Annotated in this window: 12 protein-coding genes; 5 read left to right on the plus strand and 7 right to left on the minus strand. The window is 66.8% G+C overall.

Going from position 1 to position 13,928, the window contains the following annotated elements; genetic code table 11:
* The first annotated feature begins 1 nt into the window (after position 1).
* On the plus strand, positions 2–1,213 hold the full coding sequence (locus FIU91_RS13270; protein ID WP_093010596.1) for an MFS transporter: 1,212 nt from the start codon (positions 2–4) through the stop codon (positions 1,211–1,213).
* Positions 1,210–2,289, plus strand: coding sequence for an alcohol dehydrogenase catalytic domain-containing protein (locus FIU91_RS13275; RefSeq protein ID WP_152462823.1), 1,080 nt, complete (start codon positions 1,210–1,212; stop codon positions 2,287–2,289). Before FIU91_RS13270 ends, FIU91_RS13275 begins: the two co-directional genes overlap by 4 nt.
* Positions 2,290–2,379: 90 nt before the next feature.
* On the opposite strand, the gene FIU91_RS13280 is transcribed toward FIU91_RS13275, so the two are convergent.
* Both FIU91_RS13280 and FIU91_RS13285 read right to left on the minus strand, forming a co-directional pair.
* Positions 2,380–4,281: an acyl-CoA synthetase gene (locus tag FIU91_RS13280; protein ID WP_152462824.1), complete on the minus strand. Its 1,902-nt coding sequence runs from the start codon at positions 4,279–4,281 to the stop codon at positions 2,380–2,382.
* A 110-nt stretch (positions 4,282–4,391) separates the two neighbouring features.
* The gene (locus FIU91_RS13285; RefSeq protein ID WP_152462825.1) at positions 4,392–6,377 is read right to left on the minus strand and encodes an enoyl-CoA hydratase-related protein; all 1,986 of its coding nucleotides are present in this window, start codon (positions 6,375–6,377) and stop codon (positions 4,392–4,394) included.
* A 201-nt stretch (positions 6,378–6,578) separates the two neighbouring features.
* Here FIU91_RS13285 and FIU91_RS13290 point away from each other — a divergent pair, with 201 nt between their 5' ends.
* The 3 genes from FIU91_RS13290 to FIU91_RS13300 are packed head-to-tail and all read left to right on the plus strand — an operon-like array spanning position 6,579 to position 7,876.
* Positions 6,579–7,004, plus strand: coding sequence for a YeeE/YedE family protein (locus FIU91_RS13290; protein ID WP_152462826.1), 426 nt, complete (start codon positions 6,579–6,581; stop codon positions 7,002–7,004).
* Positions 7,004–7,438, plus strand: coding sequence for a DUF6691 family protein (locus tag FIU91_RS13295; protein WP_152462827.1), 435 nt, complete (start codon positions 7,004–7,006; stop codon positions 7,436–7,438). The genes FIU91_RS13290 and FIU91_RS13295 overlap by 1 nt, the downstream gene beginning before the upstream one ends.
* A gap of 9 nt (positions 7,439–7,447) precedes the next feature.
* Positions 7,448–7,876, plus strand: a complete 429-nt coding sequence (locus FIU91_RS13300) for a TIGR01244 family sulfur transferase (protein ID WP_152462828.1) — start codon at positions 7,448–7,450, stop codon at positions 7,874–7,876.
* 13 nt (positions 7,877–7,889) lie between these two features.
* On the opposite strand, the gene FIU91_RS13305 is transcribed toward FIU91_RS13300, so the two are convergent.
* The 5 genes from FIU91_RS13305 to FIU91_RS13325 form a co-directional block, all read right to left on the minus strand.
* Positions 7,890–8,924 (minus strand): FliM/FliN family flagellar motor C-terminal domain-containing protein, encoded by a 1,035-nt coding sequence (locus FIU91_RS13305; RefSeq protein WP_152462829.1) that lies wholly within the window; start codon positions 8,922–8,924, stop codon positions 7,890–7,892.
* A 71-nt stretch (positions 8,925–8,995) separates the two neighbouring features.
* Positions 8,996–11,686, minus strand: coding sequence for an ATP-binding protein (locus tag FIU91_RS13310; protein WP_152462830.1), 2,691 nt, complete (start codon positions 11,684–11,686; stop codon positions 8,996–8,998).
* Positions 11,683–11,973: a hypothetical protein gene (locus FIU91_RS13315; RefSeq protein WP_093010578.1), complete on the minus strand. Its 291-nt coding sequence runs from the start codon at positions 11,971–11,973 to the stop codon at positions 11,683–11,685. The genes FIU91_RS13310 and FIU91_RS13315 overlap by 4 nt, the downstream gene beginning before the upstream one ends.
* On the minus strand, positions 11,970–12,341 hold the full coding sequence (locus FIU91_RS13320; RefSeq protein ID WP_152462831.1) for a response regulator transcription factor: 372 nt from the start codon (positions 12,339–12,341) through the stop codon (positions 11,970–11,972). Before FIU91_RS13320 ends, FIU91_RS13315 begins: the two co-directional genes overlap by 4 nt.
* Positions 12,342–12,430: 89 nt before the next feature.
* Entirely contained in the window at positions 12,431–13,744 is a 1,314-nt protein-coding gene (locus FIU91_RS13325) for a helix-turn-helix transcriptional regulator (RefSeq protein ID WP_152462832.1), read from the minus strand.
* Positions 13,745–13,928 lie beyond the last annotated feature (184 nt).

Here is a 13,928-nt window from a genome sequence, read left to right on the forward strand (position 1 = left end):
GATGCGCGCGGCCAAGCTCTTTCTGGTCTCGACCGTGGTGATCGACGCGATGGGCATCGGGCTCATCATGCCGGTGATGCCGGACCTTCTGCGCGAGATCACCGGCAGCGATATTGGCAACGCGGCGCTCTGGGGCGGGCTCCTGGCGACCGCCTTCGCGTTGATGCAGTTCCTCTGCGCGCCGGCGCTCGGCGCGTTGTCGGACCGCTTCGGGCGGCGCCCGGTCCTTTTCGGCGCGCTCGGCGGGATGGCGGTCGACTACGTGGTCATGGGCTTTGCGGGTACGATCTGGCTTCTGCTTCTTGGCCGCATCGTCGCCGGAATCACGGCGGCGACGCAGGCGGTCGCCTCGGCGGCGATGTCCGACCTCTCGCGTCCCGAAGAGAAGGCGCAGAATTTCGGACTGATCGGCGCGGGTTTCGGCATCGGCTTCGTGATCGGCCCGCTTCTGGGCGGTCTCCTGGGCGAATTCGGCACCCGCGCACCTTTCTTCGCTGCCGCCGCGCTTGCCGCGCTGAACCTCCTGATCGGCTATCTCGCCCTGCCCGAGACCGTCACCGAGGAGCGCCGCCGCCCCGTGGATGTCCGCCGCCTCGACCCGCTTGGCGCGTTCCGTGCGTTGCGGCGCATTCCCGGAACGTCGCGGGCGCTGGCGGTGTTCTTCCTCCTGCAGATGGCCTTCTTCGTCTATCCCTCGATCTGGTCCTATTACGGCGTCGCCCGCTTCGGCTGGGACCCCGGCTTGATCGGCTTTTCACTCGGCATATTCGGCATCACCGCCGCGATCATGCAGGGCGGTCTCATCCGGGTCTTCCTGCGCCATCTCGGCGAGCGCGGTACGGTGATCTATGGCCTCACGATGAATTCGCTCGTCTTCATCCTTCTGGCCTTCCTGCAATCGGGCACGCTGGTGCTGATCCTCGTGCCGCTTGCGGGCTTTGCCGCGGTCACGAGCCCGGCGATCCAGGGTCTTGTCGCCCGCGTGGTCCCGGATGACGAACAAGGCGCGCTGCAGGGTCTCTTCAGCGCGACCGGCGCGATGGCGGCGATCCTGTCGCCGCCCGTGATGACGACCACGTTTTTCTGGTTCACCCGAGGCGAAGACGGCTTTGCCGGTGCGCCGTTTCTGCTCTCCGTCGGCCTCCTCGGCATTGCGCTTGCGCTGATGCTCGGACCGGGCGGCGTGGGAAAACCATCAAGGAGCCTCGCATGAGTGCCATTACCGCCGCCGTACTGACCGAATTCGGCCAGCCGATGCAGATCGAAACGCTGAAGATCTTGGAGCCCCGCTCAGGCGAGATCGCTGTCGAGGTGGAGGCCGTCGCGGTCTGCCATTCGGACATCGCCTATGCCGATGGCGGGTTCGGCGGCAAGGTGCCGCTGGTGCTGGGCCACGAAGCGGCCGGCCGCGTGACGGCGCTCGGGTCGGGCGTTGCGGATCTCGAGATCGGGCAGCGCGTGGTGATGACGCTGATCCGGTCCTGCGGCGCCTGCGCCACGTGCACGGGCGGCAAGCCGACGCTGTGCCAGTCGCGACCCGTGCATCCGACCCCGCTGGCGCGCGCCGACGGCACGCCGGTCTCCGCCGAGATGGATTGCGGCGCCTTCGCAAGCCAGGTGGTGATCCAGCGCAATCAATGCGTGGCGGTGCCGGAAGCGATGCCTGGGGAGGTCGCGGCGCTTCTGGGCTGCGGGGTCATCACCGGGGTCGGCGGCGTGGTCAATGCAGGCGCGCTTCGCCCCGGTGAGGATGTTGTGGTGATCGGCGCGGGCGGCGTCGGCCTCAACGCGATCCAAGGCGCGCGGCTTGCAGGCGCCCGGCGGATCGTGGCGGTCGACATGAACGAGGAAAAGCTCGAGATCGCCCGGGAATTCGGCGCGACGGACGGGGTGCTCGCCTCGGGCGGCAAGCCCTGGCGCGAGGCGATGCGCACGCTCGGCAAGGGTGCCGACCTCGTCGCCGTCGCGGTCGGAGCCGCGGCCGCTTACGAGGCCGCGCCGAGATATCTCGGCTGGGGCGGGCGGATCGTCATGCTGGGCTTGCCGCATGTGGGCCAGAGCGCCAGCTACGAGCCGTTCAAGACCGCCTATACCGGCCAGAGCTTCCTCGGCTCCAAGATGGGAGACGTGGTGATCGCGCGGGACATCCCCTGGATGGCGGATCTCTGGGCGCAGGGACGGCTGAAGCTCGAGGAGCTGATCTCGGGCCGGTGGGAGCTCGGTCAGATCAACGAGGCGATCACCGACACGCGCAGCGGCGCGGCGCGGCGCAACGTCATCGTGATGTAAAAAAGCGCCGCGCCCCTTGAGGGGGCGCGGCGGCGAGGGCTCTGCCCTCGCGCTCCCGCGGTATTTTCGCCAACCCAAAAGAGGGAGCGATCACTCTGCGGCGACGCTGGCTTCCTCGGTCCATTCCCAGGGGCGCGTGAAAGCGGCAAGCGCGCTGTTCACATCCGCCTCGGACGCGCCGTTGGCGGTGACCTGCGCGACGAGGCCGCGCTTCTTGTCGTCGATCACCGATGTCACGCGCGCCGGCACGCCCTTTTCCTCGAGCGCGGCATTGTAGACGCGGGTGATCGCGCGCTTGCGCAGATCCGGCTTGAAGACCTTGCCGACCGCGGTCTTCGGCAGCTCGTCGAGGATGCCGAGATACTTGGGCTGCGCGGCGCGTTCATGCACATGCGTCTTGCAATGCTCGATGAGCGCGTCCTCGGTTACCTCGCCGCCATCGACGAGTTCGACATAGGCGCAAGGCACCTCGCCCGAATGCGCGTCGGGCTGACCGATCGCGCCGGCGAACGCCACGGCGGGATGGGTGAGCAGCGCCTCCTCGATATCGGCGGGGTCGATATTGTGGCCGCCGCGAATGATGAGATCCTTGGCACGGCCGGTGATCCAGAGATAGCCGTCCGCGTCGATCCGGCCGAGATCGCCGGTACGCAGGTACCGGCCCTCGTGGAAGAGATCGCGGTTCTTGTCTTCCTCGGTATAGGTCGAGCCGGCATAGACGCCGGGGCTGGAGATGCAGATCTCGCCGATCTCGTCGGTGGCGCATTGCGTCGGCCCGTCGCCAGTCTGCTTGACGATCTTCACTTCTGTATACGGGAAGGGAATGCCGATCGAGCCGACCTTCTTCTCGCCGTCGGGCGGATTGCAGGAGACGAGGCAGGTCGCCTCGGTCAACCCGTAGCCTTCGACGACGGTCACGCCAGAGGCCGCTTCGAACCGCTTGAACAATTCCAGCGGCATCGGCGCCGAGCCCGAGAAGGCGGTTTTCACGGTGGAGACATCCGCATCGACCTTGCGCTGCATCAGTGCTGAGACGGCGGTCGGCACGGTGATGACGAAGGAGATCTTCCAGCGCTCCACCAGCTTCCAGAAATTGTCGAAGACGCCTTCGCCGCGATAGCCCTGCGGCGTCGGGAAGACCACATGCGCGCCCGAGGCCACCGCCGCCATAAGGATCACGTGACAGGCGAAAACGTGGAACAAGGGCAGCGGGCAGATGATGTTGTCCTCCTCGGTGAAGAGGAGCCGGTGCCCAAGCCAGCCGTTATAGATCATGCCCGAATAAAGGTGCTGCGCGACTTTCGGCATGCCGGTCGTGCCGCCGGTGTGGAAATAGGCCGCCACGCGGTCGCCATCGCTGTCCTTGAAGGTCAGCTCGGTCGATTGCTTGGCCATCTCCTTGGTGAAGCTTTTGACATCCGCATGGCTCTTGCCCGCCAGTTTCGGGCGCACGAGCGGGACGATCCAGCTCTTGGGCGGCGTGAGGTAGCGGTTGAGGTCGACCTCGAGCACCGTGGAGACCTTGGGCGCATGGCGCACCGCTTCTTGCACCTTCTGGGCGACATCGGTCTTGGGGAAGGGCTTCAGCGTGACGACGACCTTGGCGCCTGTCTCGCGGAGGATCGCGGCGATCTGCTCGGGCTCGAGCAAGGGATTGATCGGGTTGACGATCCCGGTCACCGCCCCGCCGAGCAGCGCATAGATCGTCTCGTTCGCATTGGGCAGAATGTAGGCGACGACATCGTTCTCGCCGACACCGAGCGAGCGGAAGAGGTTCGCCGATTGCGCCGTCTTCTCGCGAAGCTCGCGCCAGCCGACGGTTTCCGCCTTGTCGGTCGGGCCCGAAAAGATCTGGTAGCTGACCGCCGGACGATCCGGGAACTTCCCCGCGGTGCGCGACAGAAGTCCGTACAGCGTCTCCGGCAGATCCCGGTCTGCCCACGGCATCTCGTTTTCTATCGCATCGCGATCCGCAAAGGATGCAAAGGTCATGGTCGTCCTCCCAATTCTCCCGTTGCGAAGTGTGTTTGGCTTTCCGCGCCCATGCAAGCGTCCGGACGCAGCGGCACGAGGTGGATGACGCGACGTCCTGCCGCCGCGGCTCAGCCGTTCAGATCTGCGAAACGCCGGCCGTTCTTGACTAGATCCGCCCAAAGGGGATCAGGCGTCCAGAAAGCGCGGTCGGGATGGTCGGCCGCATCCAGCGCCTGCTTCAGCCGGAAAAGGCCCGCCGTATCGGCGGCCTGCATCGGGCCTCCGAGAGCGCGCGGGAAAGCCTGTCCGAGGACCAGCGCGACATCGATCGCTTCGGGACGCGCGACCATGCCCTCTTGCAGCATCCGTGCGCCCTCGTTGGCGAGGGCCGCCAGCAGCAGCACACGAAGCTTCTCGGCATCGCGCGGCGGATCGGCGCGGGGCCTGTGATCGTCGATGAGGGCGGTGACGGCGGCGTCGGGCCGAGGCCCGCTTGTGCCATGAAGGTAGAAGCCGCGCCCGCAATTGCGCCCGGTCCGTCCCGACTGGACCAGCGCCGCCGACCAGTTGCGCGCGCCATCGCCGCGCTCGGCACCCGCGAATTCGGCAAGCCCGCGCACGTCGCGCAGCTCGAATGGCGGGCGTGGCCAACCCCAGTCGCGGATCGCGGCATCGATGTCGAACGGATCCTCTCCCATATCGACGAGCGCATCGGCCGCGCGGTGCAGCGCCGCCATGATCCGGCCACCGACGCTCGGCCCGGTCGAGCTCGCACGCAGGAACCGTTTCCCCATACGGCGCAGAAGCGCGGCAGCGCGGGCGACATCGCCGGGTCCGGCGGCCGGTCCCGTGAGGATCTCCGCAAGCGGCGAGGTCGAGAGCGGCGCGCCGAAGCGTATGCCGAGCCCGTCGACGGCGTCGGGAAAGACCTTGACGCGCGGCACGCCGTCCGGGAGCTCGATCGCGCCCTGCCCGCGCGCGGCGATGAGCGCGATGTCCACGCTCAGCGCCATCGCCCTGCTCTCACCGAGATCGAGCTTGTCGAGCCTTTGTGTCAGCGTCGCCTCGTCGAGGCGCAGCCGTTCCTTGGCGGCGCGCATGAGACGCGTGACCTCCCCCATCCCGTCGCGGAGCATGCCCGGATCGCGCGTACCCCAATTGACTCCCATGTTGCGCTCCAGAAGTGCGACGACGAGCTGCGTGGCAAGCGGGCCGCCGCCCAGAACCGCGACGCGGTTGATCTCGGCGGGCTGAGCGCGTTCCTCGGGCGTCAGGCGGCCGACACGGCGCTCGGCATTGTAGAGATGCCGAAGCGCGCGCGAGCGATCGGAGGCGGCAAGCTCGGCAAAGGCGTCGCCCTCGCGCGCGATCCCGGCCTCGAAGGGCAAGAGCTGCGCCGCCTCGACACAGGCGATGATCTCCTCCGCAGCCGGGTCAGGCCCCGCGCGGGTCTCGCTCCGGGCCTTGGCGATGGCGGCCTGGTAGGCCATGGGATCTCGGAAGCCTTGGGTCATGGCGGCGGTCGCGCGCGGCTGCGGGGTATCGCCAAGCTCGCTCGCGAGAACCAAGGCCGCGCGCGGCAGATCGCCGTCGACGATCCGGTCCGCCACGCCGCGCAGACGCGGATCGGAAAAGGATACCGGCCGCCCCGACAAGAGCAGCTCGAGCGCCGGGCCTGCCCCGACGAGACGCGGCAGACGCTGGGTCGCGCCGCCACGCGGCACGAGACCGAGCTGGATTTCCGGGAAGGCGAGCCGTGCCTCGGCATGGGCAACGCGGTGATGGGCGGCGAGCGCGATCTCTGCCCCTCCAGCCAGAACCAACCCGTGCAGGGCGGCGATGACTGGCTTGGGGCTGTCCTCGATCCGCGCCGCGAGACCGGCTAGAGGCAGGCCGGCATCCTTGCCCTCGATTTCCGTCAGGTCCATGCCGCCGCAGAACATCTGTCCGCGCCCCGCGATCACGATCTTCGCCACGGCGGGATCGGCGATCGCGGCATCGAGCGCCGCCGCGAGGGCAAGGCGAACCGGCCCTGTCAACGCGTTGACCGGAGGATGCGCGATCTGCAGAATCGCGACGTCTTCGCGTTGGCTGCGCTCGACGAGGTCCGCCATGACGACTTCCTTTGACAGCGCCGAGGTCGTTCCTCGCGCAAGGGCCTGAAATCCTGTCTGAAGCAGGACTTATCCACAATATGGCGGAAAGCCCCCGCCCCCTGCAAGCAGCGCACCGGACAGCAGGTCGCAGCGAGTCCCCCTTGCAATACATTCGAAAATACGCATGTGTCTTTCTGAAACGGGCAGAGCGAGGGCGACATGCCAACAGACTGGATCATGGGACTGATCGGCGGGCTGCTGATCGGCACGGGCGGGGCGGTGTTCCTGCTTGGAAACGGACGGATCATGGGCGCATCCGGCCTGATCGGAGGGCTTGTCGACGGCACCGGCCGTGGCAATGCCGGAGAGCGGATCGCGTTCCTCGCCGGGACAGCGCTGCTGCCGCTGCTTTTGGTCCTGACCCTCGGGCCTGTGGACAATCACCTGACAGGGAACCTGGTTCTGCTGGTCGCCGGCGGGCTTCTCGTCGGGATTGGCACGCGGATCGCAAACGGCTGCACCTCCGGGCACGGCGTCTGCGGGATCTCGCGGCTGTCGCTGCGCGGGATCGTGGCGACCTGTTTCTACATCCTGGCAGGCGGTCTGACGATCACGCTGTTCCGGCACGTTCTGGGGGTGGTGTGATGCGTAACGCTCTGGCTTTCCTCGCAGGCGCGCTGTTCGGCGGCGGCCTTTACCTTTCGGGCATGACGGACACGGCGAAAGTCCAAGGGTGGCTCGATGTCTTCGGCGACTGGGATCCGACCCTTGCCTTCGTGATGGGCGGTGCGATGATCCCGATGGCCATCGCCTGGCAGGTCAGCGCGCGCCGAGCGGCCCCGCTTGCGGGCGGCAGCTTTCCCGTTCCGCCCAAAGCCGAAGTCGGGCGCAAGCTCGTGATCGGGTCGGTCCTTTTCGGGATGGGCTGGGGTCTTGTCGGGCTCTGCCCCGGGCCGGTTATCGCCTCGTTGGGCTATGGCGATCCGGGAGTGTGGATCTTCGCGGCGGCGATGCTGGCCGGCATGGGCGCGGCCCCTGTCCTATCGCGCCGTCTGGACAGCGCCGTTCCTGCGGAGTAAGGCCGGGACATGGACGCAAGACGCATCACCGACCGCTATTTCGTCTCTCCGCAGATCGATCCGGAGGACTTGCCGGGTATCGCGGAGGCTGGCTTCACCCGCGTGATCTGCAATCGCCCAGACGCCGAAGTGCCGCCGTCGCACCAGGCGGTGTCTATCGCCGAGGCGGCCAAGGCGGCGGGTGTCGACTTCGAGGTGCTGCCGCTGACGCATCAGACGATGACGCCGGAGAACGTTGCGCGGCAAGCGACCCTCGTGGAAGATGGCGGCGAGAAAGTCCTGGCCTATTGCGCCTCGGGCACGCGCTGCACGGTGGTCTGGGCCCTGTCCCGCGCAGGCCAAGAGCCGGTCGGCGACATCCTGTCCCGCGCTGCCGAGGCGGGATACGATCTCGGCGGGCTCGCCCCGACGCTCGAAGCGCTCGCCGCCCAGCGCTGACGCGCGCCACGTCTCACGACAGGTTCGGCAATTCCGCCATCGCCGCTCCGAAATCCAGCGGCGGTAACTCCGCGAGAGGATCAGCGCGACCCGGATCTCCCGGCGCTGGAAGCTCGGTATCTTCGACACGCTCGGGCTGGCTGGCCACTGGCGCCTCAGCGGATGCGCGGTTCCCCGGCTCGTCCGATCCGCCGACCCGAAAGGCGCGTTGACCATTGAGGCGGCCAAGATTCCCGCGGGCCACCAGCGCCCCGCCCGGACTACGCAGCTCCGCCGCGCCAAGCGCCGTGACCGGCAGTGGCAAGGAATCGCCGGGTTTGAGGCTCTGAAGAGACGCAAGCGAGATATTCAACCTGCAGAGCACCGCCTCGAGCGGCGCGTGCAGCAGATGCGCGTGCGCCCCGAGAGGCCCTTTCATAGCCAGATCTGGCGCTGAGGCCGCCGCGCCATTCGCGGCTTCAGGAAGAATGAGTGCGAGCCGGCCAATGCGTCGCCCGCCGGCCAGTTCCACCTGCGCGCGCAGCACCACGTAGCTCTCCGCATCGAGAAGCGTGCCCGCGATGCGCGCCGTCTCGATCCGCGCGGCGTATCGGAATCCGCGCAGCGCCGCACCCATCTTCTGCCCTTCCAGCATTGCTTCCATCCGCATCATGGCGGGGTCGAGAAGCGCCGCCGTCATGGCCGCGTCGGTATCTGTAAAGGCCCGCTCTTCGGGCGATTGGGGCGTGACGATCCCGAACGTCTGAATCTCCGTCAGGCCCGCGACAAGGGCGCGGTCGAACAATGCGAAACCGAGCTCGCCCTCGGGCGCGTCCATCCCGAGAATGAGCCCGCCCTCCTCCATAAGTGCTTCCGCCCCGGCCTGATCAAGCCGCACCTTCCGCACGTCCCGGCAGACGAGCGCGAGGTTCCATTGCGTCTCGGCCGCGCGGGCAAAGGCGCGCGCCAGCGCCTTTTCAGGCGGCATGCCTGCAGAGGCGGCGGCGCGGCGTCCGGCCTCTACCTTGCGTCTGAGTACATCGCTGTTCGCCGCATTCTGCGCGTTCATTCCGTTCCCCGGGGCCCGCACCTCTCGAACGGGTATGAAAGGCGATGGTTACAATTCCGTTGAGGCGCAGACTATTCGGCCGCGAGCGCCGCCTTGCGGGGCAAGAGAACGCGGAAGCCCGCGCCACCTTGTCCTGGCAGGTAGGTGATCGTGCCGCCCAGTCGCTCCATCACCTGCCGGCAGATCGCCAGCCCGAGCCCTGCGCCCCCGGCGCGCTGGTCCGAGATCCGGGCGAATTTCTCGAAGATCACATCACGGGAGTCGCGCGGAATACCCTGTCCGTTGTCGATGAAGTCGATGGCGAGCGCCCTGTTCTGATCCTGGACACGAATGGTCAGGCGCGGTTTGGCGGTCTCGCAATATTTCCGCGCGTTCGAGATGATGTTGATGAACACCTGCGAAAGCCGGTCGAGATCGGTGTAGAGGACAATGTCCTCCGTCGAGCGGTCGCGCCGCACCTCGAGCGAGACCTCGTCGCTCTCTCCGACCGATCCGGCCGCGACCGCGCGGTCGAGCACATCGCAGAGCCGACCCTCCCGCATGTTCAACGAGACGCGCCCGTTCTCCATCACCGACAAGTCGAGGATATCGTCGAGAAGCCGGGTCAGGCGGATCGTCTCATCATGGATGATAGAGGCGAATTTCGACTGCTCTTCGGCAGAAAGTCCGCCCGAATCGCGCAGGATTTCCGAGAAGGCGCGGATCGACGACATCGGCGTCCGAAGCTCATGGCTGATCTGGCTGAGAAAGGCGTCCTTCTGCACCGAGAGGCGCGTGAGCTTGTCATTGGCCTCGCGAAGCTGCCGCGCGGTGCTGGACAGCTCCGCCGATTGCGCTTCGAGACGGGCGGAATATTCCATGAGCTGCGCCGATTCGTCGGCGACCGCGATGAGATCCTGCACGGAGACGGACGTGCCGCCCACGATCTGTCCGACCATTGCATGGGCGGTGGCCGCACCGACCGAGCCTGCCAGCTCACGCTCTAGCGTTTCGAGGAAGTCCGGGCGCGGCTCGGGAAGATCGCCGCGGACGCCCTGCCGCTCGGCCTCGCGCCGGAAGAGCGCGATCGCCTCTCCCGGCCCGAGAATCCGCTGCGCCATGATGAGCAGATCCTCGGTCTGAGCGACGCCCGACGACCAGCTGCGCGGCCCGCCCGAATGCTGGAAGATGTTGACGAACTGTGCGCCTTGCAGCCGCTCCACCGGAGTGGGGAAGCTCAGGACCGAGCCGCCGAAGAATGCCAGCGCGTTGAGCGCCAGCGACCACAGAAGCGCATGCAAAAACGGATCAAGCCCCGCGATGCCAAAGAGCGCTTGCGGGCGCAGCCATCCAAGGCCCCACGGTCCTTCGGCCAGCGTCCGCTCCGAGAAGACCTCGATCCCGATAGAGGGCAGGAAGAACGTGTAGAGCCAGATCACGGAGCCGATCACCAACCCCGCGACAGCGCCCGTGCGGGTCGCGCCGCGCCAGAAGATGCCACCGATCATGGATGGCAGAACCTGCACAACCCCGACGAAGGAAATAAGCCCGATCGCCGCGAGCGCCGAGCCGCCCCCCGAGACCGCGTAGTACATGTAGCCAAGCAGCACGATGGAGACGATGGATACCCGGCGCGCCGTCAGCACCACGTTACGCACATCGCCCGAGATCGTTGCGCGCCCGCCCGCGAGCCGCAGCCAGATCGGCATGACGATATGGTTCGACACCATCGTCGAAAGCGCGATCGCCGCCACGATCACCATCGAGGTCGCCGAGGAGAAGCCGCCGAGGAACGACAGGACCGCAACGCCCTCGGCCCCTTGCGACAAGGGCAGCGTCAGCACGAAGAGGTCGGGATTGGCGTCGGACGGCAGAACCGCGAGGCCGACCGCCGCGATCGGCACGACGAAGATCGACATCGCCATCAGGTAGGCCGGAAAGGCCCAGCTCGCCGTGCGAAGGTGATCCTCGTCCGCCGCTTCGACCACCAGAACCTGGAACATGCGCGGCAGACAAAGAAAGGCCGCGCCCGAGATGAAGATGAGCCCCGCCCAGCGCCCGCCATGCACTTGCCACTGGCCGAGCTCGCTGGCCTCGATGACCTCGAGCGTCTGCGACACCCCGCCGGCAAGCCCCCAGACGACGAAGATGCCCACGGCCAGAAGCGCAGTCAGCTTGACCACCGCCTCCACCGCGATGGCCATGACGACACCGTGGTGGCGCTCGTTTGCATCGAGGTTCCGCGTGCCGAAAATGACGGTGAAGATCGCCAGACCGATCGCGACCCAGAAGGCGGTATTTCGTCCGACAACCTCGCCGGTATCGGTGTCGCCACCATTGGCGAAGACTTCGAAGGAGACCGTCACGGATTGCAGCTGGAGAGCGATGTAAGGCGTCGCTGCGATGACCGACAGGATCGTGACGAGCACCGCCAGAAGGTTCGACTTACCGAAGCGCGAGGAGATGAGGTCCGCCACGGAGGTGATGCGTTGTGAGCGGCCGATGCGGACGAGTTTTCGCAATAGCCACCACCAGCCGAACATCACGAGGCTCGGTCCGAGATAGATCGTGATGTATTCGAGCCCGCTTCGCGCCGCGGAGCCGACCGCGCCGTAGAACGTCCAGGCCGTCGCATAGATCGACAGGGACAGGGTATAGACGATGGGAGAGCGCAGCCACCGGCTGTGCCCCTTCCGCGCGAAGCGGTCGGCGGTGAAGGCCACCGCGAAGAGCATGGCGACATAGGCCAGGCAGATCACGACGAGCCCGTTGAAGGAGATCATTCCTCCGCGCTCCGGACCGGCTCGGGCGGCTCGCGCCGGCCAAGCCGCTGCGACAGGATCGCGCCGATGAGAGCCAGCACGATCCACACGCCGAAGATGTAGATCAGTGCATTGCCCATGCCCGGCGCCTCCGGGCCCTGACGCGGCCAGAGGAGCGGCACCAGCCAGGCAAAGGCCCCTATCACGGGCAGGAGCCGCGCCGCATCCTCGAGCCGCCGCCGCCGGTAAGTCTGCCTCTCGAGAAAGTAGACCGGCGGCCCGCTATGCGTCTCGCGCGGCTCGCTCATGTGGCGGGCACCAGGGCACGCACGGCCTCCAGAACCTCGGTATTGGAGAACGGCTTGGTCATGAACAGATCCGCGCCGGCCCGTTCGGCCAATTCGCGATCCTTGGTCTGGCCGCGCGCGGTCAGCATGAGCACGGGGATCTTTGCGAGCGACGGGTCGTCGCGAATGTCGCGAAGCACCTCGTAGCCGCTGCGGCCCGGCAGCATGACATCGAGGATCACCACATCCGGCGGCTCGGCACGCAGCCGCTCCATCGCAGTGGTGCCCGAAGAGTGCGAGGCCACGTGCCAGCCATCGCGCGACAGGATAAAACTGATCGCCTCGATGATGTTGGGCTCATCTTCGATCAGCAGAAGTCGTTTGGACATGCAAGGCGGCCTCCCCTCCCCCGTTGCACCGGAACCCCGCATCGAATTCTCTGGCGGCTCGTACTGTATGAAGAAGCGCAGGCCGCCTGTCAAAACGCCGCAGACACATCATGTCCGAGAATGCTGGGCTCGCGTCTGCCCGGACACGCCTCGCGCGGACAGATCCGGCAGTTGACGCCCACCTCGAGCGCCGGACCGCCATCGTCGTCGCGCCCCGGCACGATGAGCATCGTCGCCTCGCAGAGAGCCGGCCGGTCGAGGCGCGGCGGCTCGATCGGTTCGGCGATGGCGAAGGCCCGCACCGGGTGCGGCGGCCGCCCCGGCTGCACGATCCGCGCGGAGATCGGCTCTCCGGGACGGGTCAGCGCGGCATAGAGCGGCCAGAGCGGACAGCCCGAGCCGAACCGCGGCAAGGGGAAGACCGGGACTGGCTGTCGGCAGGTCAGCACCCCCGAAGCATCGCAGATCGCAAGACCGAGCCCGCTGCTCGCCTCCGTCCCGAGCGCCGCGATCCGGCGCATCGTGCGCGCCACGGGCTGACCGATCGCGGCAGCCACCGAGACAGGGTCCGGTCCCTTTTCGGACAAAACGGGCGCGAGATCGCGCATCGGCAAAGCGGCGGCATCCTCGGCGTAACGCACAAGATATTCAGTCAGCATGGTTCGCGCGGTGGCCGAGATATCCCCGCCGAGCCGATCCGCCATCTCTTCAGGGCTCGCATGGCCGAGGTCGAGCGCCGGAAAGGCGTAGTTTTCCGCCTCCAGCACCTTGTCGAGCTCCTCCTGGGGCGCGGTCGCCTGGGCGGCCGAATGCGCGTCGGCCGCTTCGAGATAAGCGACAAGCCCGCGCGAGGTCTCGGCAAGCTGGCCGCTATCCTCGTAGATATTCCGGTGAAAGCGCCCCTGCCATTCCGGAGAAATCTCACCGGGCTCGGCGAGGATCGACGCCGCGGAGCGGATCGCCGTCACCCGGCTCAGCATTTCGTGCAGGGAGGCGGCGAGTTGAGGGTCATGCGTGACGCGGTCCGACAACGTGTCTACCGCCTGCTCGAGCGCCGCGATCCGCCGCTGCATTGCCGCCAGAAGCCCGGCCCAGCCCGGAAAGCGGCCGGCGAATTCGTCCACCCGATCAAGCTCCGCCCCGGAGCCGGAAACCCCCGTCGCAGCCTCGCGCAAGGTCTGTATCAGCGTCGCCTCCGCGCCTTCGCTCAGGAGCGCGGGCTCGACTTCGAGGATGCGCGCAATCTCTAGAAGAAGCTTTCCGCCGATTCTGCGGCGATTATGCTCGATCAGGTTGAGATAGGATGGCGAGATACCCGACGCCTTGGCGAGCTCGGCCTGTTTCATGCCCGCGATAATGCGCCTTTCGCGGATGCGGCTGCCAGTCAACGTGTCTCGTGCCATCGCGAATTATCCTGCCAAGCCAACGCCTTTCTGCGGCGCAACATAAATCAATTTACAGATCGAAGCATCATCTAGTTGATTAATTCACAAATAAAGCGTTGCAGCGAAAGGATTTGTTGAACACTTTTCCGATCCCTCCCCATACTGCGTTTGCACGCAAGGGTACCTTTGCGCGTCCGGCAGG

The organism is Roseivivax sp. THAF30 (assembly GCF_009363575.1).
Lineage (GTDB): Bacteria > Pseudomonadota > Alphaproteobacteria > Rhodobacterales > Rhodobacteraceae > Roseivivax > Roseivivax halotolerans.